10 protein-coding genes are annotated in these 19869 nt (G+C 44.8%); 6 read left to right on the top strand and 4 right to left on the bottom strand.

Annotated features, from left to right (window positions below; translation table 11 throughout):
- Position 1 precedes the first annotated feature (1 nt).
- The 6 genes from KJS52_RS17915 to KJS52_RS17890 all read left to right on the top strand — a co-directional run bounded on the left by KJS52_RS17915 (position 2) and on the right by KJS52_RS17890 (position 17471).
- Positions 2–7669, top strand: a complete 7668-nt coding sequence (locus KJS52_RS17915) for a X2-like carbohydrate binding domain-containing protein (protein WP_246563741.1) — start codon at positions 2–4, stop codon at positions 7667–7669.
- Between the two features lie 193 nt (positions 7670–7862).
- Positions 7863–9869: a putative bifunctional diguanylate cyclase/phosphodiesterase gene (locus KJS52_RS17910; protein WP_213517845.1), complete on the top strand. Its 2007-nt coding sequence runs from the start codon at positions 7863–7865 to the stop codon at positions 9867–9869.
- Positions 9870–9936: 67 nt separating this feature from the next.
- Positions 9937–11349 (top strand): HD-GYP domain-containing protein, encoded by a 1413-nt coding sequence (locus KJS52_RS17905; RefSeq protein WP_213517843.1) that lies wholly within the window; start codon positions 9937–9939, stop codon positions 11347–11349.
- 73 nt (positions 11350–11422) lie between these two features.
- Positions 11423–15292 carry a response regulator gene (locus KJS52_RS17900; RefSeq protein WP_213517841.1) on the top strand — a complete coding sequence of 1290 codons (3870 nt, stop codon included), beginning with the start codon at positions 11423–11425 and terminating at the stop codon, positions 15290–15292.
- Positions 15293–15451: 159 nt separating this feature from the next.
- Entirely contained in the window at positions 15452–16153 is a 702-nt protein-coding gene (locus KJS52_RS17895; protein ID WP_213517839.1) for a response regulator transcription factor, read from the top strand.
- An 85-nt stretch (positions 16154–16238) separates the two neighbouring features.
- Positions 16239–17471, top strand: coding sequence for a putative bifunctional diguanylate cyclase/phosphodiesterase (locus KJS52_RS17890; protein ID WP_213517837.1), 1233 nt, complete (start codon positions 16239–16241; stop codon positions 17469–17471).
- Between the two features lie 86 nt (positions 17472–17557).
- Here the strand turns inward: KJS52_RS17890 and KJS52_RS17885 are convergent, their stop codons facing one another.
- The 4 genes from KJS52_RS17885 to mscL all read right to left on the bottom strand — a co-directional run bounded on the left by KJS52_RS17885 (position 17558) and on the right by mscL (position 19723).
- Positions 17558–17776, bottom strand: a complete 219-nt coding sequence (locus tag KJS52_RS17885; protein ID WP_213517835.1) for a hypothetical protein — start codon at positions 17774–17776, stop codon at positions 17558–17560.
- A 139-nt stretch (positions 17777–17915) separates the two neighbouring features.
- Positions 17916–18536 (bottom strand): TraX family protein, encoded by a 621-nt coding sequence (locus KJS52_RS17880; protein ID WP_213517834.1) that lies wholly within the window; start codon positions 18534–18536, stop codon positions 17916–17918.
- A gap of 84 nt (positions 18537–18620) precedes the next feature.
- Entirely contained in the window at positions 18621–19259 is a 639-nt protein-coding gene (locus tag KJS52_RS17875) for an NUDIX hydrolase (protein ID WP_213517832.1), read from the bottom strand.
- Positions 19256–19723: a large-conductance mechanosensitive channel protein MscL gene (mscL, locus tag KJS52_RS17870; protein WP_281425631.1), complete on the bottom strand. Its 468-nt coding sequence runs from the start codon at positions 19721–19723 to the stop codon at positions 19256–19258. Before mscL ends, KJS52_RS17875 begins: the two co-directional genes overlap by 4 nt.
- Between the last annotated feature and the right edge of the window lie 146 nt (positions 19724–19869).

The following is a 19869-nucleotide window of genomic DNA, read 5'->3' as shown; positions in this document are numbered from 1 at the left end:
AATGAAGCTGGCGCATCATAAAACAACGAAGGTCTTTTTGTTGTTTGTTCTTCTGTTTTCTTTAGTAACGGCGTATTCCAATCAAACTACGAAAGCAGCAGATATTACATACTATTTTGGCCAGGGCTTAGGGGCTGCGGATACGGCAGGAAGTGGCTATAAGCTGATGCATGGAAAATATGCAGTTCCAAATTTAATGGAATTATGGGATGAGAATATATATTATAATTCCTCGCTAACTACTGGTGTATTTGAATTAAAGGCACAGACGATTGGCTCGTTTACATTTAAGGATATTTACTTGAAAGATTCATTCGGTACTGCATCATTCCGTGGGGTTAAAATAGAGGTTTTTAATGCCTTCAGCAGTAAAATTTATGAAGGGGAGCGAAACTTTCCAGAAACTGTTGGTCAAACGGTACATGAAATCAGAAATTTATCGAGTTTATTTACCAGCTTTCCTACTGAGGGTATTCGATACGCCAATAAAGTTGTAATAACCTGGACGTTGAATAATAACAATTTAGTGTCTAATACCGATTTCGTCTCTTACACGGTAGCAGATGAATCAGCGACAGGTTTGCCGCCATTACCAAGCTATTCTTTTGATAAGTATACTTCATCGGCAGGTTATCAAGATGTTGTGATCGATTATAGTGGTCACGGCTTTGAAGTTGTGCAGTTAAGTAACGGAGGAGCAATTATTGATCCAAGCAATTATACTGCCGATCTTAATACGAGAACAATTACACTTAAGAAGGAGTACCTAAGCACATTAAATACAGGAGCACAGACGGTCACAATTGTATTTAAAGACACGGCTCTAGGTGCTGCAACAATAAATATTAGCAACAGTACTCCACTTTTGAGTAGCACGATTACGCCAACAAGCACTAGCTTTGATAAATACAACGCATCCAGTGGCTATGCAGACGTTGTAGTTGACATGGATTTGCAGGGCAATACATTTACTAGCATCGAGTCAAGTGGAACAGCTCTGCCAAGCAATGCTTATGAAGTAAATGGAGCGGGCGATGAACTGACGTTGAAGAAGGAGTATCTGTCTGCGTTAGCGGAAGGCTCGCATACATTCACCTTCAAGTTCAGCGCAGGCAATGATGCGACAATGACTGTAACAGTAAGTGACAGCACGCCAGCAAATAGTACGATCAGCCCAACAACAGTGAGCTTCGATAAATACGCAGCATCAAGCGGCTATACGGACGTTGTAGTTGACATGGATTTGCAGGGCAATACATTCACTAGCATCGAGTTAGACGGAACCGCTCTGCCAAGCAGCGCCTATGAAGTAAATGGAGCGGGCGATGAACTGACGTTGAAGAAGGAGTATCTGTCTACGTTAGCGGAAGGTGCGCATACATTCACGTTCAAGTTCAGCGCAGGTAATGATGCGACAATGAGCGTAACAGTGAGTGATAGCACGCCAGCGAACAGCACGATCACACCAACGACAGCAAGCTTCGACAAGTATAGTGCATCAAGCGGCTATGCAGATGTCCTGGTCAATATGGATTTGCAGGGCAATACTTTCATAGTTATAGAAACGGGTGGAACCGCTCTATCAAGCAGCGCCTATGAATTGAATGGATCAGGCGATGAGCTGACGTTGAAGAAGGAATATCTAGCAACATTAGCGGAGGGCCCGCATACGTTCACCTTCAAGTTCAGTGCAGGCAACGATGCAACGCTGAGCATAACAGTAAGCGACAGCACGCCAGCGAACAGTACGATCAGCCCGACAACAACGAGCTTTGACAAGTATAGTGCATCAAGCGGTTATGCGGACGTTGTAGTTAGTGTGGATCTGCAAGGTAATACTTTCACAGGTATAGAAACAGGTGGGACGGCTCTGCCAAGCAGTGCCTTTGAAATGAATGCAACAGGCGATGTGATTCTGCTGAAGAAGGAGTATTTAGCAACGTTAGCGGAAGGTCCGCATACTTTTACCTTCAAATTCAGTGCAGGCAACGATGCTATGCTGAGCGTAACAGTGAGTGACAGCACACCAGCGAATAGTACAATCAGCCCGACAACAGCCAACTTTGACAAGAACAGTGTATCTAGTGACTATACGGACATTGTAGTTAGTATGGATCTAAAAGGTAACTCCTTCGCAAGCATAGAAAGAAGCGGCTTTATGATGCTGCCTAGCTCTTACGAATTGAACAGTGCAGGGACTCAACTAACGTTGAAGAAGGAGTATCTTGAAAGCTTAAGCCCAGGAACTCACATATTTACGTTTAAGTTTAGTGCTGGCAATAACACGACGCTAAGCTTAACGATTAGCGATAGTACGATATTTAATAGCACGATCAGTCCAGTAACAGCAAGCTTTGACAAGTATAGTGCATCAAGTGGTTATGCGGATATAGTAATTAACATGGATTTGCAGGGCAATACGTTTTCTAGTATTGACAGAGAAGGATTTACACTATTGCCGGACTCGTATGAGCTTAATGGATCAGGTGATGAGCTGACGCTGAAAAAAGAGTATTTAGAGTATTTAAGCACTGGCTCGCATACGTTCACCTTCAAGTTCAGTGCAGGCAACGATGCTATGCTGACTGTAACAGTGAGCGACAGTACACCGGCGAACAGTACGATTAGTCCAACGACAGCTACTTTTGATAAATACAGTGGATCAAGTGACAATGCAGATATTGCAGTCAGTATGGATTTGTTAGGCAATACATTCGCTAGCATCGAAAGAAGTGGAACTGCTCTATCAAGCAACGCTTACGAAGTGAATGGACCCGGTAATGAGCTGACACTGAAAAAGGAGTATCTAGCAACGTTAGCGGAAGGCTCGCACACATTTACCTTTAAGTTCAGTGCAGGCAATGATGCGACACTGACCATAGCGGTAAGCGACAGTACACCAGCGAACAGCACGATTACGCCAACAACAGTGAGCTTTGACAAATATAGTGCATCAAGTGGCTATGCGGATATCGTAGTTAGTATGGATTTGCAGGGTAATACGTTTTCCAGTCTCGAGTTAGGCGGAACTGCTCTATCAAGCAACGCTTACGAAGTGAATGGATCCGGTAATGAGCTGACACTGAAAAAGGAGTATCTAGCAATGTTAGCGGAAGGCTCGCACACATTTACCTTTAAGTTCAGTGCAGGCAATGATGCAACGATGAGCGTAACGGTTAGCGACAGTACGCCAGCGAACAGTACGATTAGTCCAACGACAGCTGCTTTTGATAAATACAGTGGATCAAGTGACAATGCAGATATCGCGGTCAGTATGGATTTGCAAGGCAATACATTCGCTAGCATCGAAAGAAGCGGAATCGCTCTACCAAGCAGTGCTTACGAAGTGAACGGAACCGGCGATGAACTGAAACTGAAAAAGGAGTATCTAGCAACGTTAGCGGAAGGCTTGCACACATTCACCTTCAAGTTCAGCGCAGGCAATGATGTGATACTGAGTGTAACGGTGAGCGACAGCACCCCATCGAACAGTACGATAACGCCAACGACAGCTAGCTTTGATAAGTATGTTGCATCAAGTGACTATACAGACATCGCGGTCAGTATGGATTTGCAAGGCAATACATTTACTAGTATCGAAAGAAGCGGAATCGCTCTACCAAGCAGTGCTTACGAAGTGAACGGAACCGGCGATGAACTGAAACTGAAAAAGGAGTATCTAGCAACGTTAGCGGAAGGCTTGCACACATTCACCTTCAAGTTCAGCGCAGGCAATGATGCGACACTGAGTGTAACGGTGAGCGACAGCACCCCATCGAACAGTACGATAACGCCAACGACAGCTACGTTTGATAAGTACTCTGCATCAAGTGACTATGCAGACGTTGTAGTTGATATGGATTTGCAAGGCAATACATTCACTAGCATCTTAAGAAGCGGAACCGCTTTGCCAAGTAACGCTTACGAAGTGAACGGAACCGGCGATGAGCTGACGCTGAAAAAGGAGTATCTAGCAACGTTAGCGGAAGGCTCGCATACATTTACCTTCAAGTTCAGCGCAGGCAATGATGCGACACTGACCGTAACGGTAAGCGACAGCACGCCAGCGAACAGTACGATTAGTCCAACGACAGCGAGTTTTGACAAATACAGTGCATCAAGTGGTTATGCGGATATCGTAGTTAGTATGGATTTGCAAGGCAATACTTTCACAGGTATAGAAACGGGCGGAACGGCACTGCTAAGCAGCGCTTATGAAGTGAATGCAACTAGCGACGTGATGCTGCTAAAGAAGGAATATCTAGCAACGCTATCAGAAGGCTTGCACACATTCACCTTCAAGTTCAGCGCAGGCAATGATGCGACACTGAGTGTAACGGTGAGCGACAGCACACCAGCGAACAGTACGATCACGCCAACGACAGCGAGCTTTGATAAGTACGCTACATCGAGTGGCTACACTGATGTTGTAGTCAGTATGGATTTGCAAGGCAACACATTCACTAGCATCGAAAAAAGCGGAACCGCTTTGCCAAGTAACGCTTACGAAGTGAACGGAACCGGCGATGAACTGACACTGAAGAAGGAGTATCTAGCAACGTTAGCGGAGGGTTCACATACATTTACCTTTAAGTTCAGTGCAGGCAACGATGCGGCTCTTACAGTAACGGTAAGCGACAGTACACCAGCGAACAGTACAATCACGCCAACGACAGCGAGCTTTGATAAGTACGCTGCATCAAGTGAATATGCAGATATCGCGGTCAGTATGGATTTGCAAGGCAATACATTCACTAGCATGGAAAGAAGCGGAACTACTGTGCCAAGCAGTGCATATGAACTCAACGCAGCAGGTGATGAGCTGACGTTGAAGAAGGAGTATCTAGCGACCCTAGCTGAAGGTCCGCATACATTCACCTTCAAGTTTAACGCAGGAAATGATGCAGTGCTGACTGTAACAGTGAGCGACAGCACCCCATCGAACAGTACGATAACGCCAATGACAGCTACGTTTGATAAATACTCTGCATCAAGTGACTATGCAGACGTTGTAGTTGATATGGATTTGCAAGGCAACACATTCACTAGCATCGAAAAAAGCGGAACCGCTTTGCCAAGTAACGCTTACGAAGTGAACGGAACCGGCGATGAACTGACGCTGAAGAAGGAGTATCTAGCAACGTTAGCGGAGGGTTCACATACATTTACCTTTAAGTTCAGTGCAGGCAACGATGCGGCTCTTACAGTAACGGTAAGCGACAGTACACCAGCGAACAGTACAATCACACCAACGACAGCAAGCTTTGATAAGTACGCTACATCAAGTGGCTACACTGATGTTGTAGTCAGTATGGATTTGCAGGGCAATACATTCGCTAGCATCTTAAGAAGCGGAACTGCTTTGCCAAGTAACGCTTACGAAGTGAACGGAACCGGCGATGAGCTGACACTTAAGAAGGAGTTTTTGGCAACGTTAGCGGAGGGGACGCATACATTTACCTTCAAGTTCAGTGCAGGCAATGATGCGACATTGAGTGTAACGGTGAGCGACAGCACACCAACGAACAGTATAATCACGCCAACGACAGCAAGCTTTGATAAGTACGCTGCTTCAACAGACTATGCAGACGTCGCAGTCAGTATGGATTTGCAAGGCAATACATTCACTAGCATCTTAAGAAGCGGGACTGCTCTGCCAAGCAGCGCTTATGAATTGAATGGATCCGGTGATGAACTGACACTGAAGAAGGAGTATCTAGCGACCCTAGCTGAAGGTCCGCACACATTCACCTTCAAGTTTAACGCAGGCAATGATGCAACTCTAACAGTATCGATAAGCGACAGCACACCAGCGAACAGTACGATTAGTCCAACGACAGCGAGCTTTAATAAGTACGCTGCTTCAACTGACTATGCAGATATCGCGGTCAGTATGGATTTGCAAGGCAATACATTCACTAGCATTTTAAGAAACAGAACTACTGTGCCAAGCAGTGCATATGAACTCAACGCAGCAGGTGATGGGCTGACGCTGAAGAAGGAGTATCTAGCGACCCTGGCTGAAGGTCCGCATACGTTCATCTTCAAGTTCAGCGCAGGCAATGAGGCTACGCTGGCTATAACAGTAAGCGACAGTACGCCTGGTAATAGCACTGTAACGCCAACAGCAGCAAGCTTCGACAAGCACAGTGCATCAAACGGCTATACAGACATCACAGTAAGCATAAACCTGCAAGGTAATACTTTCACTAGTATCGAAAGAAGCGGAACTGCTCTGCCAAGCAGCGTCTACGTACTCAACACAACAGGCGATGAATTGACGCTGAAGAAGGAGTATCTGGCAACACTAGCGGAAGGCTCGCATACGTTCACCTTTACGTTCAGCGCAGGCAATGATGCGACGCTAACTGTAACGGTGAGCGATAGCAGAACAGTAACGCCAACGCCAACACCAGCTCCTACAAATGATTTGGATATCAGCATTGATGATAAGACGAATCGCAATTTATGGGATGCTTCTCTTAAAACGGAAAATGGCAAAACCGTAACCGAGATTACTTTGAATACTGATGGAGTAATGCAATATTTGGAAACAGCTGATCTGGACGCGATCTTAAAGGTCGCTGTAAATTATCCAGCGGATAAGGTGCTGCTTCAAATTAAAGGTCAATTGTTATCCAAGCTGATTGAAAAGCAAATCGCAATCGAGCTGCATACGTCCGAAGGAACATTGGTATGGTCTGCTGGTCAGTTCAATATGCAACGTATTTTAGGTCAGCTAGGCGCAGTAGCATTTGATGAGACGGTTCATGTATCCTTTGAGATTAATCAAAATCCAGCGCTGCCAACTGAATGGATAAACAGTATGCCCGCAACTGTCGGATCACCTTTAGAAATGATTGTGTCCTATACGAAGGGTGAAAGACATGTCTCGCATTTGCCTTATCAGCATTATGCAGAGCGAATGATCGAGCTTGACCCATCTATTGATCCAGGCTCCATCTCAACTGCCATCGTCATTCGTTCTGATGGAAGCTATACGCATGTTCCAACTAAGCTGATGCAAAAGAACGGCAAAAACTACGTTGAGATTCAAAGCTTGATTGATGGGGTATACGCGTTCGTTCAGAAGAAGGAGACTTCATTTGTTGATATTCAAGGTCACTGGGCATCCAGTGCCATCGAAGCTTTTGCCGATCGTCTAATTGTGCAAGGTCAGACCGCAATGCAGTTTGCACCTGATGTTGCTGTGACGAGAGCAGAGTTTACTGCGATATTGGCTAGAGCGTTAGGGCTGACTGGAACAAAGGAGCAAGCGACCTTTGTCGACATTGAAGATACTAGCTGGGCGTTATCACCAGTCCAGGCCGCCATGGAATATGGACTGATTAATGGCTACAGCAACGGCAGCTTCCGTCCGATGCAAACAATTACGCGCGAAGAAGCCATTGCTGTGATTACAAGAGCTATGGGGATTATGGAGCTGAATTACAGCGTGTCCAACGAGGAAGCAGAGCAGTGGCTGCAAAGCTATCAGGATCAGGAGCAATTATCTGTGTGGGCAAAGCAGGGGATGGCCACCGCGCTCAAATCAGGCATCATCCAAGGCAGAACCTCAACCATATTAGCGCCGAAGGCTGAGATCACGAGAGCAGAGATCGTCATTATGATTGAAAGACTGCTGAAGCAAAATGAGCTTATTCATTAATCGAATGTTGATATGAAAAAAACTGTATGAGCTGATAAAAAGGTCAGCTTATACAGTTTTTTTATAGTTTTATCGTTTACACTTACTATGAAAGTAACAGTTATTGAACGAGGTTTTAGAAATGTTACATCGGAATCATAATGTTGTATAATTGATAAGATAGTCTATTTACGGATAATGGTGGAGGTACACATTGGTTGCGTTAACTGGCAGTTATAATATATGGATTGTTGCATTATCTTTAATTATAGCATTTTTCACCTCTTATCAGGCGCTTGGTTTATCCAAAAAGGTAACCAGCATTCCTGGCAAAATAGCGTGGGGCTGGCTAATTATCGCAGGTGTTGTGATGGGGTGCGGCATATGGACGATGCATTTTGTAGGAATGGTAGCTTTTCATTTGCCGATACAGGTCGATTATCATATTGGGAAGTCTATCGTTTCGGTGTTTGCCAGCATAGGAGCCTCTTTAATTGCTTTCTATGTATCTAGTACAACAATATCTCAGCTGAAGCTGCTGCTCTCCAGCTTATTTATGGCATCAGGCATCGTAACGATGCATTACGTCGGAATGTCATCAATGAAAAATGACATCATGACGATCAGCTACGATCCAGTGCTTTGGGCTACCTCCGCATTAATTGCTTTCCTTGCTTCTTATGCTGCCTTGAACTTGTTTATTAAAATCAAATCCGCGGAAAGCGGGTTTGTTCTGCGCTCAGCAGCCGCTTTATTGATGGCTTTCGCAGTTACAGGCATGCATTATGTAGGGATGGAGGCCAGCTCATTTTGGTGCATAGATCCTGCATATATTAGCAATCAGAAGCTGATTTCAGCGCCAACGACGCTGCTCATTACGGTGCTGATTGCGATTGTGATCATTGTTCAGCTAACCTGGTTCGCACAGGTATGGGAGCAGATTATGTATAAAAAGATGGCCTATACCGATTCGCTGACGGGACTTAGCAATCGTCATGCGATGAATGAATTTTTCACCAACCCTACGTTATTTCAACGTAAATTCGCAACAATGTTTATCGACCTTGATCAGTTCAAATATATTAACGACACGCTTGGGCATGATGTAGGAGATTTATTGATTCAGCAAATGGGTGCGCGGCTTAGAAAGCATGCCAATGTGCCGCAGTATGTATTCCGCATCGGCGGAGATGAATTTATGATTGTCATGCCATTTGAGAATAAAGCGCAGGTATTGCAGGCAGTAGAGCATTTGCTGGAGGAAATAAGAAAGCCCTTCATGCTCGGCGACCACCAGCTTGAGGTAACGGGAAGTATTGGCGTCAGCTACTCGATCGAGCATGGCAATACGAAGGACGGCTTGCTGAAGGCCGCTGATACGGCGATGTATTATGCGAAAAATCTTGGAAAGAACCAGTATTGTGAATACAATGGCGACATGGAACGAAAAGTGATTCGCAAGATGGAGATAGAGAAGGGGCTGCGCGATGCATTAATTAAGGAGAAGCTGCAGGTCTATTATCAGCCGAAATGGGATATAAGCTCTAATCGGCCAATCGGCTTTGAGGCGTTGCTTCGCTATACGCATCCGACCCTAGGGAAAATCGCTCCCGATGAATTTATCCCGATTGCAGAAGAGACAGGATTGATTTTGCCCATGACAGAATGGGTGCTTCATCGAGCTTGTCATGACTGTTATGAGTGGAATTTGGAGTTTAAAGACAATTTGGTCGTTTCGGTTAATTTATCTAGTAAACTAATAGAGTCGAGCATGCTCTATAATATGACGCAAAGCGCTTTAGTAGAATCCGGTCTTGCTCCCAATCTGTTGGAGCTGGAAATTACGGAGCAAACGATGATTCACTGCGGCGCAAGCGTCGGAGAGCAGGTACAGCCATTGCAGCGGCTTGGCGTCAAGCTGTCGATGGATAATTTCGGCTCGGGCTATTCGTTTCTGGGCTCTCTTGAGCAGCTTCATTTTCAAACGATTAAAATTGATAAGGCTTATATTGAGCATTATGAGTTGCCAACCAAGCGTGCAATTGTAAATTCGATGATTGGCCTTGCGAATCAGCTGAACATACAGCTAGTAGCTGAAGGTGTGGAAACAGAGCCGCAGCTGAATTTTTTAAAGGATGCGGGATGCCATTTGATGCAAGGATACTATTTCAAAAAGCCAATGCCTGTCAATGAAGTTGGAAAGTGGCTAAAGCAGCTATAACAGCCAAGAGCGGATAATAGATAGAGAATCGATCGGGGGAACATCTATGCGTTCAAGAGGACTTGTGATGCTTCAATTGGGACTGGCGATGGTAACACCAATTCTTATCTATTTTTGGTTGAACCGGCTAGTATTTAACAATAGCGTAGTCTTGCATTCCTCAATCATTTATTTAATTGGCTTTGAAGCGCTGCTGGCTATCATTATTTTTCTTGTCATGGGCATAGTTGCACAGCAGCTTCGCAACATCAAAATACTGTTCGTTTCCTTGGCATATGCTTCGATTGGCGCTATGCTTTTGTGTCATGGATTTTCGCCGATGCTTGGAACAGGCGACAGCGCGCAGCACTTTATATTTGCCCAGCTGGCGCTGCTGCTTTCTTCGTTCTGGCTATGGCTAAGCTCATTGTCTGCCGATCATCGCCTTGTTCGTTGGCTGGGCAAGCATCGCAAAGCGTTAATGCCTGTTTGGTGTGTGCTGCTGGTATTGATTGGCCTGCTTATTTTGCTGGTGGCAGATGATTCCTTCAAGCAGTTTTTGTATAGTCGCAACGGCGCAAGGCTGACAACATTTTTTATTTTGCTTTTTAATACGTGGACGGTATACCGCCATCTCATTACATACATGGCTTCTCGTTTCTCGATTCAATTGGCCATCGTATATGGTACCGGCTGGATGAATACAGCTCAAGTGATTTTATTTACGCTTGCTCCTGAGGCTTTGAATTGGTGGATGTTCCATGGGCTTTTGTTTTTGGCGATGCTCGTTATGATGATCGTGCTTGTGCTGGAATATAGACATACTGAATCATTAACGGCTTCTGTCAAGCGACTGTATCGCGCCGACCCGGATCGCTGGATTCAAACCTATATGACGCCGAGCGTTAGCGAGCTAGTGAAGCAAACTGAAACGAAGGATGCCTATACCGCAGGGCATAATTATCGGGTAACGGTATATGCGCTTAAGCTGGGAGAAGAAATGGGCTTGTCCTCCACACAGCTTAAGTCAATTGCTTTAGGTGGACTGGTGCATGATGTGGGCAAGCTGTATATTCCAGATTATGTGCTGAACAAGCCGGACAAACTGACGCAGGACGAACGCAAATTAATCGAAAGGCATCCGGTGGACGGCTACAATTTGTGCAAGCAAGTCGGCTTTATGGTAGAGGAGCTGGCAATTATTCGCTCGCATCATGAAAAATGGGATGGAACCGGCTATCCTGACCGGCTTGAAGGCGAAGCGATTCCGCTGGTCGCACGGGTAACGGCGGTTGCCGATGTGTATGATGCGTTGACCTCCTCTCGCTCCTACCGCAAGGCGATGACGCATGAGAAGGCGATGAGTATTATAAAGGAAGAGAGCGGCAGCCATTTTGATCCGCGCTGTGTAGAGGCTTGGGTGAGAATTGTGGAGGAAGAGAAAGAATTTTTTGAGCAGATGCTTTCCAGCCACAAAAATATGAGAAGCATTATTAGCTAGGGCGTGTCTGAGAACTCCGAGGCCGCTGAGCGGTTTTCAGACTCGCCCTAATGATTTTGAGGAGGTCAACTCGATGAATAGGCTGTCTCTTCGCACAAAGGGCTTAATTATAATTATTTTGATTTCCTTCGTACCGCTAATGATTGTCGGTTTATATAATTACACCTCCATGAAAAAAGATATGGTTGAAACCGAAATCGATAAAATCAGGCTGAAACAGGAAAGCCGCTCCTTTGTACTGAGCTCCTGGCTGGATACGCGCAAAGCTGAGGTGTTGGTCATGAGCCGTACCAATGAGGTGCGCTCGGGCGATACGAGTGCAATGATGGAATATTTGGAGCAGGAGCAGCAGCTCAATTCCTTTCAATATGAGGAAATCGGCTTCATTAGCGAGGACGGGATAGCGACGAGTCTGCGGGGCAGCTCGTCACAGCAATTAAGCTGGAGGCTGCCGATTGCACGGTCGCTGCGCGGGGATACAGTGCTGACAGATCCGATCACTTTAAATGATTCTAACGAGCGCTTGGGCTACATTAGCGTTCCTGTCTATAGTATGGATGAATCCAATCAACTAATTGGAGCTTTATATGCCGCTTATGCCTTTCCTCCTGCAGCCTATGAGCAAATGCTGCAAATTGAGGGGGGCAATTTGTATTTGTACAACCATAGCGGCGAGCTGCTCTACGATCATTTGCAAACGGATTTTACAAACCAGCAGGATACGGTGCTGCGCACTCATCTCAAGCAGCTGGCAGCACTTGCCTTAACAGAATCTACAGGCTATAAGCAAATCGATGTTATGCTGCACAAATACATTCTGTTTTATCAGGCGATCGAAAACACCGACTGGGTCATTATGGAAGTAAAGGATTTAGGCGCACTGGAAAAGCTGGCAGCGCCTACATTATGGCGCATGCTGCTCGTAGTGTCCGCAGCAATTGTTGTGCTGGCGTTTGTTTTTTTTCTTTATTTTCAAACGATTATTTCCAGGCTTGAAGCAATTTTGCAGGTTACGAAGCAAGCTGCGGCGGGTCATTTTGACGGTGGACATTTAAATGCGTCGAACAAGGATGAAATAGGCGTTTTGGCTAATACGGTCAACGGTATGATGGGACGGCTGCAAATAATGTTCGATCGGCTTGACGCCGTTATTAATCAAAATAAAAGCCCTGTATTTGTTATGGACGAGCGTTATGTGATTACCTATATGAACCAGGCAGCTGAGCAAATGCTCGGCTATTCCTCTGATGAAATTATCGGCAAGGTTACACCGCTTATGTTTATGGATATCGATGAGGTTCGCGTGAAGGCAGAGCAGTTCTCAGCCGAGCTAGGGCGTGAAATTCAGCCTGGTGTAGAGTTGTTTTTAGAGCTGCGCAAGCAGTATAACAACTATGATTTTGAGCTTACAGTGATTAATCGTGAAGGCAAAAGAATCCCCGTCTACAATCGCTCAAGCAGCCTGCGTGATCGCAATGGGCGCATTTCCGGCATTATAGCGATCTTCAATGACATTACAGAGCAAAGAAGGCTGGAAAGCTCGAGAAATCATTTGCAAATGGTAGTAGAATCGGCCAAGGATTTAATTGCTTCGGTGGATAAGCAGGCAAATATCATTTATATGAATGCGGCTGGACGCAGCATACTAGGGCTTTCTGAAGATGAAGTAAAAGGGCTGTCGATTAGAAGCTTTTTGCCGGCTCATCTGTTCAGGCAGCTGCTTAGAGGCTCGCTCACAGCACGAAAGCAGGGGTTTTTCGAGTGTGAGGCGCAATTTCAAAATATTTCTGGCAAATTTATTAATGTGTCGATTATTATAGTTGCGTATAAGGATACCTTTACTGGCGAAACGCTCTATTCCTGCATATCGCGCGACATTACCGAACAGCTCGAGGTGCAGCGCAAGCTTGTTCGCGCAACAGAGGTGGCGGAGGAGGCCAATCAAGCGAAAAGCACCTTCCTTGCTTTAATGAGCCACGAAATCAGAACGCCATTGAATGGCATTATCGGCTTGTCGCAGCTTATGCAAAAAACGGAGCTCGATCAACTGCAGAAGGAATATGTGCAGCATATGAAGGATTCATCAAGCATGCTGCTGAGCATCGTTAATGACATTCTCGATTTCTCCAAGCTGGAAGCGAAAAAGATCGAGCCGGATTTAGTCGTGTTCCAGCTTCATACCGTTATTAACTACTTGGCTGATCAGCTAAGTGTATTTCTTGGCGGGAAGGAGCAATTCGAATTTAAAATCGAAATCGAGCCAGAGGTTCCGCACCATATGCTTGGAGATGCGCTGCGTCTGGAGCAGGTGCTGTCCAATCTTTGCGTTAATGCAATCAAATTTACCGAGCATGGGATTGTTGCGCTGCACATTGCCGTTGCCGCTGAACGCGAGGATGAGCTGGATATTCAATTTACGGTCAAGGATTCGGGGATCGGCATGTCGGAGGAGCAGCTCAAGCATTTGTTCAAGCCGTTCAGGCAAGCGGACTCCTCCACTACAAGAAAGTATGGCGGAACAGGTCTCGGACTCGTCATTTCGAAAAATTTGGTCGAACTGCTAGGCGGCAGGCTGGAGGTAAGCAGCAAGCTGCATATTGGAAGCACGTTCACTTTTACACTGCCGTTTAAAAAGGTCGGTTATCAGCTTCCGCCTGAGCCGCTCAAAACAAAGTATGAGCTGGAAAGCATCGTATGGATTGTTGAGGACCATGATGTCATGGCGAATTATTGGACCAAGCTGCTTGCTTCCTGCAACTACAACGCGGTTAGAAAGCGTTCCTGGAAAAAAGCCTATTTCCGTTTAATGCGCTTGGGTGAAGGGGCATATCCTTCCTTCATGATTATGGATATGGAAATGAACGATATGTACGGCATGGAGACATGGCTCGATTTCCAAAGGGCCGCAGCCAGCAGAGGCATTCCGATCATTGCCGTCACGACCGCATATGGACGCGAGGAGCTGCTTATTTTGGAGCCGGAGCAGCAGCCTGCTGCGATTTTGACCAAGCCGGTGACTCAGAAACGCTTTAAGGATGCGGTTGATCTTGTGCTGCATGCCAAGCAGAGAATTCCAGTCGCCAAGCAGCAACCCGATCCTGATAAGCCGCAGCAATCGGCAAGCGAAAACCAGATCGCTGTAGCTCACGAGCCGCAATATCATGTGCTGCTTGCCGAGGACAATAAAGTGAATCAATTGGTAGCGGCTGAAATGCTGAAGTTTTGCAACTGCAGAGTAACAATTGCGAGCCATGGTCTTGAGGCGGTTCAGCTTATTCAAAGCAATAGCTACGATCTTGTGCTTATGGATATTCACATGCCTGAAATGGATGGGGTAGAAGCAACGAAGGTGATCCGCGCACAGAAAAAACATTACGATCTTCCTATTGTGGCGGTAACTGCTAATGTATTACCATCAGATCATGAGTCATATTTGCTTCATGGAATGAACGCCGTCATTACGAAGCCGCTTTCCATTGATCAGCTGCAGCTGGTAATCGATCGGCATGTATCCAAAAATAAAAGTGAAAACCGAAAATCACTGTCAGATGCAAGACACGCTCGTGAGACGAATGTGGAGCTGCTGAAACAGCTGGAAGCACTCAGCTCGATCCAGGCTATGCAGGCCATTGAGCGAGTAAATGGGAAGGTAAACATTTACGTCCATATGCTGGAGCAATATTTGCATGATTATGCTTTATTCATTCCGCGCTTGAAGAAGCTTTACGAGGACAAGGATTATGCTGAAGTAACGAGAGCGCTGCACACGCTTAAAGGCGCATCCAGCTACCTGGGCGCTGAGGAAATTGTGGAATTAGCGATAGAGGGTGAGCGAATTGCTCGTGAGGAGCATGCCTGCAAGCTTTCAGCATTTATTGATCGCTTGGAGCAAAAATTAAATCTATTACTTTTTGAGATATCGAATATTATACTAAAAAATTAATGTTATACCAGAAAAACTAATAATTGACTAACAATTAACTAATAGTTTGCTAACAAAATATTGTGGTAATTGGAAGTATGTTGTATATTAATATTACACAAGTTAATAGATAATCACGTGAGAAGCGCAAATTGTGAACAAATCGTAAGGGTGACGTCGATGTATAAAGTGTTGGTTGTTGAAGATGACGTTATGATGAGCGATATGCTGTCTATGTATTTGTCAGAAGAAGGCTACGATGTGAAGCAAGCCTTTACTGGCAAGGAAGGCTTACAGCTTATTGATCAATTTATGCCTCATCTGCTGTTACTAGATCTCATGCTGCCAGATATGAATGGTATCACATTGTGCTACGAGGTGAGAGAGAAGTCTACGATACCTATTATGATTCTTTCTATGAAAAGCGAAGTTTCTGACAGAGTATCCGCATTAAAAGCAGGTGCAGATGATTATTTATGTAAACCTTTTAGTATGCATGAGCTGACGGCAAGAGTGGAGGCATTAATTCGACGCTCAATTCGAATGACATCTGAAATCAAAGAGACGCGTTTCTTGCAGCCTGAGGTAGATGAATCGATTCAGTTAGATTACGAACGCAGACAATTAATTGTTAGAGGACAAGCGGTAGAGACAACGTTTTCAGAGTACGAGATTATGAAATTGTTTTTAACCTCACCCAATAAGGTTTTTAGTAGAGATGAGTTGATTAGTGCAATAAGAGGCTTTGATTCTTTTGTGACAGATCGGGCAATTGACGTACATATTGTGAATCTTAGAAAAAAAATTGAACAAAATCCTAAAGAACCTAAACTGATTAAAACGGTATGGGGGTTTGGATATAAGTATTCTCCAAATCTATGATGCATTTAACTGTCCTTTTAATAAAAGGGCAGTTTTTTTTATTAGCCTATTAACATTTAATACCGAATCATGTCAAAATAGTAATATGTACAAGCATGATATGACAACTGGTGAGGTGTGCGAAGTGCTAATTATGACAATCGAATGGGAAGCAGGATTGAAGGCAGCCTTGGATCAGAAAAGGCTCCAATCTGCAATATGCGAGCAAATCACCCATGCACAATGGAGCTTTCGAAAGCAAATCACATCAATTGAAGAACGAAAGAACAAAATTGTAGTAACCTTTCAATTGATGAAGCAGGATGTAGAGCTTGTTGAGCAGGCTTTGCGCAAAGTGATCGGCAATAGCGTCATGATTGATGGTGAAAGCTGTCCAATTCGATTATATGTAGGCTCATACTTTAATGACCAAGCGGCATATGATGAGCTGGACATAGCAAAAAGCCTGTATGCGCTGCAAATCGCCAAGCGTAAAGGAGTAAAGCGGAACTACATGATACTATCCGAGCAGGTGGATCAATATCATAGGGAAATTTTATTGGAGGCAACATTATTTGATGGGCTTCAGTACAATCAGTTTCGTCTCGATTTTCAGCCTATTTATCGTTTGGATAACGGCGAGTTAGTTGGTTTTGAAGCATTGGTGCGTTGGCTGCATCCGCAATTCGGTTTAATCAGTCCACTGGAGTTTATTCCACTTGCCGAGCAAAGCGGCGTGATTGTGGAATTAGGTGAATGGATTATTGCCGAGGCTTGCCAACAGTTGAAGCGCATCCAGCACATATTAAGCGACTCGGAGCTTCATATTTCGATTAATGTATCGCCTGTTCAGCTAAAGCTGGGCAATATTGTTGATGTCGTTAGCAAGCAAGCTGCACACTATCAGATAGCAAGGAATCATATTCAATTTGAATTAACGGAAAGCACGATGGAGCTTGTTGATGAGCAAGTGATTGCAGAGGTACAGGCGTTGCAGCAAGCGGGCTTTCTTATAGCCATTGATGATTTTGGCACAGGATATGCTTGCCTGGAAAGCTTGAGCTCCATGCCTGTAAGCTGCGTAAAGCTCGATAAGCAGTTTATTCATAAAATGGAAAGCAGCAAAAGCTATTATACCGTTGTAAAGCACACGATTTCGATGCTCAAGGAGCTTGATGTAGAATTAATAGCCGAAGGGATTGAAACGTCGGAGCAGTATTCGTTGATTTCTCAGCTTGGCTGTAATTTTGCGCAAGGCTATTATATGAGCCGACCAATTCCAGTAGCACAGCTTGAAGAAATGAGGCTGGCAGAGCTTGCCGTGCACACACATTTATAAGTGGCTATAAACGAATAACCGCTAATGACCAGGGGGTATGAGTCATTAGCGGTTATTCGACGTTTAATGTACTTTTGCCTATTAAACTACGAAACTTCCAAATATAGCTTTGTGCCGTCATTGTACTGAAAAATGGCAACATCGCGTATAACTTCGACAGATCTGACAGTTTTCCATTTTTTACGGAAAGAGAAGTCATACTCCAACTCCTGAAGCTTATCACTTAGCTTGTCATAATTTTGAAGTTTATCTGAAGGGAAGTACACAGGAACAGAGCGATTTTTAAATTTGATGATTTTCATCATTGGTAGGTTCCTCCCAAATCTTTATGCTATAAGTATATACAGCAAGATTTAAAAGGACATGAATTATACGTTTAAAATTCATTTACTAAACTAATATTTTTCTAACAAATATATTAATTACTTGTTTTAAGTATCCTCTTTAGAAGGTATATTGGAGTAGTGCCAAAATGAGCAAGTGCAATGGATAGAAGCTTCGCCATAGCCAGCGAGGTACCTGCAAGCGATCCGCTTTTGCCAAATTGTTAGGCTGAAAGCTAATAAAATACGTTACAATCAAGCTGAAAAATTGAATGCCCCATACAAATAAAAAGAGAAGCTCAAGCAGGGCGTGGTAGATTAGCAGCTGCTCTTTTTTTACGTATCGAAAAATAAGCATTAGAGCAATGCCGTAAGCGCCATAGTCAAGCGAGAAAAATAAGGAAAGCACGAGGACGGCAGCGGCAATAGCAAGCTGCAGCGGCTTGTTATTTTTCGTCATATCCATCAGCTTTAATAGCAGAAGCCCAACAAACAGCGTTACAATGACGTTAAGCTGCGTCGTATCGAAGGCCCATTGGTAGACAGGCTGAGAAATAATCGCCAGCAGCCCAAGGCGAATAAGGTAGTTGCGATAATTGCGCGTGCGTTGATAGCCGATCACGATGAGGTAAGCATACAATGGAAATGCAATTCTTCCAATTATGCGAAGCCATATCTGATCAGGGAAAAAAACAACGCCGAGATGATCGATTAGCATCGTCAGCATAGCAATCCACTGCATCATACAACCTCCAGTCCATTTCATTCATATGAAGGTTAAAGCGCAAGCCAGAGAGCTTTAGTCTCCAAGGCTTGCGCTTTAACCTTAACCTACTATACGCTCGATCGCATCGAGGACATCGAGATAATACGAGCGATCTCTTGGCACGAATTGCTCAGCCTGGATCGTTTGAATGTGGGGTCTAAGCGCCCCATTGCCATCCAGCAGAAATCCGGAGGCTTCCAATTGCTCGACTTGATCTGTAAACAACGCTTTAAGCTCAAGCAGCGGAGCAGCATAGATGGCCATTACTTCCTCCTGCTGCAGGTGCCATTGCTGCATCGCAACAGGGTTAAGCAAGGCAAATACATGGCTTAGCTCGCGGTCCCAATAGGGCTTGCCGTTCACCTCACCACGCGCATCCTCCTTCACATCCATAATCGGCGTCAATTGTTCGAAGCTGGCTGTAATGCCGATCTCTTCTTCAATCTCTCTGATTGCATCCTGCAGCTGCTCGCCAGCGCTTAAATGGCCAGCTACTGTAATGTCATAGCAGAGCGGGTTCGTATCCTTGCCATGCTGGCGCCGCTGAAAAATAACATAGGGGACGCCGGAGCGCAGCTCGTACAGCCAACAATGAAAGGTGCGATGCCAATGCCCTAAGCGATGCGCTTCTTCGCGAGTAGCTTGTCCGAGAGGACGAAGCTCCTCATCATAAATGTCGAACCATTCGCTGCTGCTCATGAAAGCTTGCCTTCAGCCAGCTGAGATGTACAATGCTTGCAGCGAGTTGCCTTAACAGGAACCTGAGACAAGCAATAAGGGCATTCCTTTTCCGTAGGCTCTGGCGCTGCTTCCTCTACCTTTTCCTTTTCCGTCAATCGTCTCAAGTGATTAATGCCTTTCACCATGAAGAAGATACAAAGCGCAACGATTAGGAAGTCCAATACTGTATTGATGAATGAGCCGTAAAGAATTGCAGGCGCTTCAGCAAGCTTTTCCGGGGTCATCCCTTCTGTAGGGATGAGGGGGATTTTTAACTCTTTGAAATCAACCTCGCCAAGTAATGCCCCGATTGGCGGCATAATGATGTCGTTAACGAGAGAGGTGACAATTTTTCCAAATGCACCACCGATAATAACACCGACAGCCAAATCGATGACATTGCCCTTAACAGCAAATTCCTTGAACTCCTGTAAAATTTTCATATAATTTCCTCCAAACATGGCTAATTGCTTACAAGCAGTGTGCTGCTTCTATTTATCCAATCTAGCATCTATGGAGAAATATTTCAATTAGAGGTTGTTTAAAAATTGGGCTTTGATGACGATGCGGCTTCTCCGTAGCGTAGTCG

Source organism: Paenibacillus montaniterrae (assembly GCF_018403185.1).
GTDB classification, from domain to species: domain Bacteria; phylum Bacillota; class Bacilli; order Paenibacillales; family Paenibacillaceae; genus Pristimantibacillus; species Pristimantibacillus montaniterrae.
Note: the sequence above shows the minus strand (reverse complement) of the source record. Positions and strands in the feature narration are given on the sequence as shown.

Coding starts and splice junctions, on each gene's coding strand:
- KJS52_RS17915 (WP_246563741.1), top strand. CDS start 2: ATGAAGCTGGCGCATCATAAAACAACGAAGGTCTTTTTGTTGTTTGTT.
- KJS52_RS17905 (WP_213517843.1), top strand. CDS start 9,937: ATGCTTCAATTGGGACTGGCGATGGTAACACCAATTCTTATCTATTTT.
- KJS52_RS17900 (WP_213517841.1), top strand. CDS start 11,423: ATGAATAGGCTGTCTCTTCGCACAAAGGGCTTAATTATAATTATTTTG.
- KJS52_RS17895 (WP_213517839.1), top strand. CDS start 15,452: ATGTATAAAGTGTTGGTTGTTGAAGATGACGTTATGATGAGCGATATG.
- KJS52_RS17890 (WP_213517837.1), top strand. CDS start 16,239: ATGTACAAGCATGATATGACAACTGGTGAGGTGTGCGAAGTGCTAATT.
- KJS52_RS17885 (WP_213517835.1), bottom strand. CDS start 17,776: ATGATGAAAATCATCAAATTTAAAAATCGCTCTGTTCCTGTGTACTTC.
- KJS52_RS17880 (WP_213517834.1), bottom strand. CDS start 18,536: ATGCAGTGGATTGCTATGCTGACGATGCTAATCGATCATCTCGGCGTT.
- KJS52_RS17875 (WP_213517832.1), bottom strand. CDS start 19,259: ATGAGCAGCAGCGAATGGTTCGACATTTATGATGAGGAGCTTCGTCCT.
- mscL (WP_281425631.1), bottom strand. CDS start 19,723: ATGAAAATTTTACAGGAGTTCAAGGAATTTGCTGTTAAGGGCAATGTC.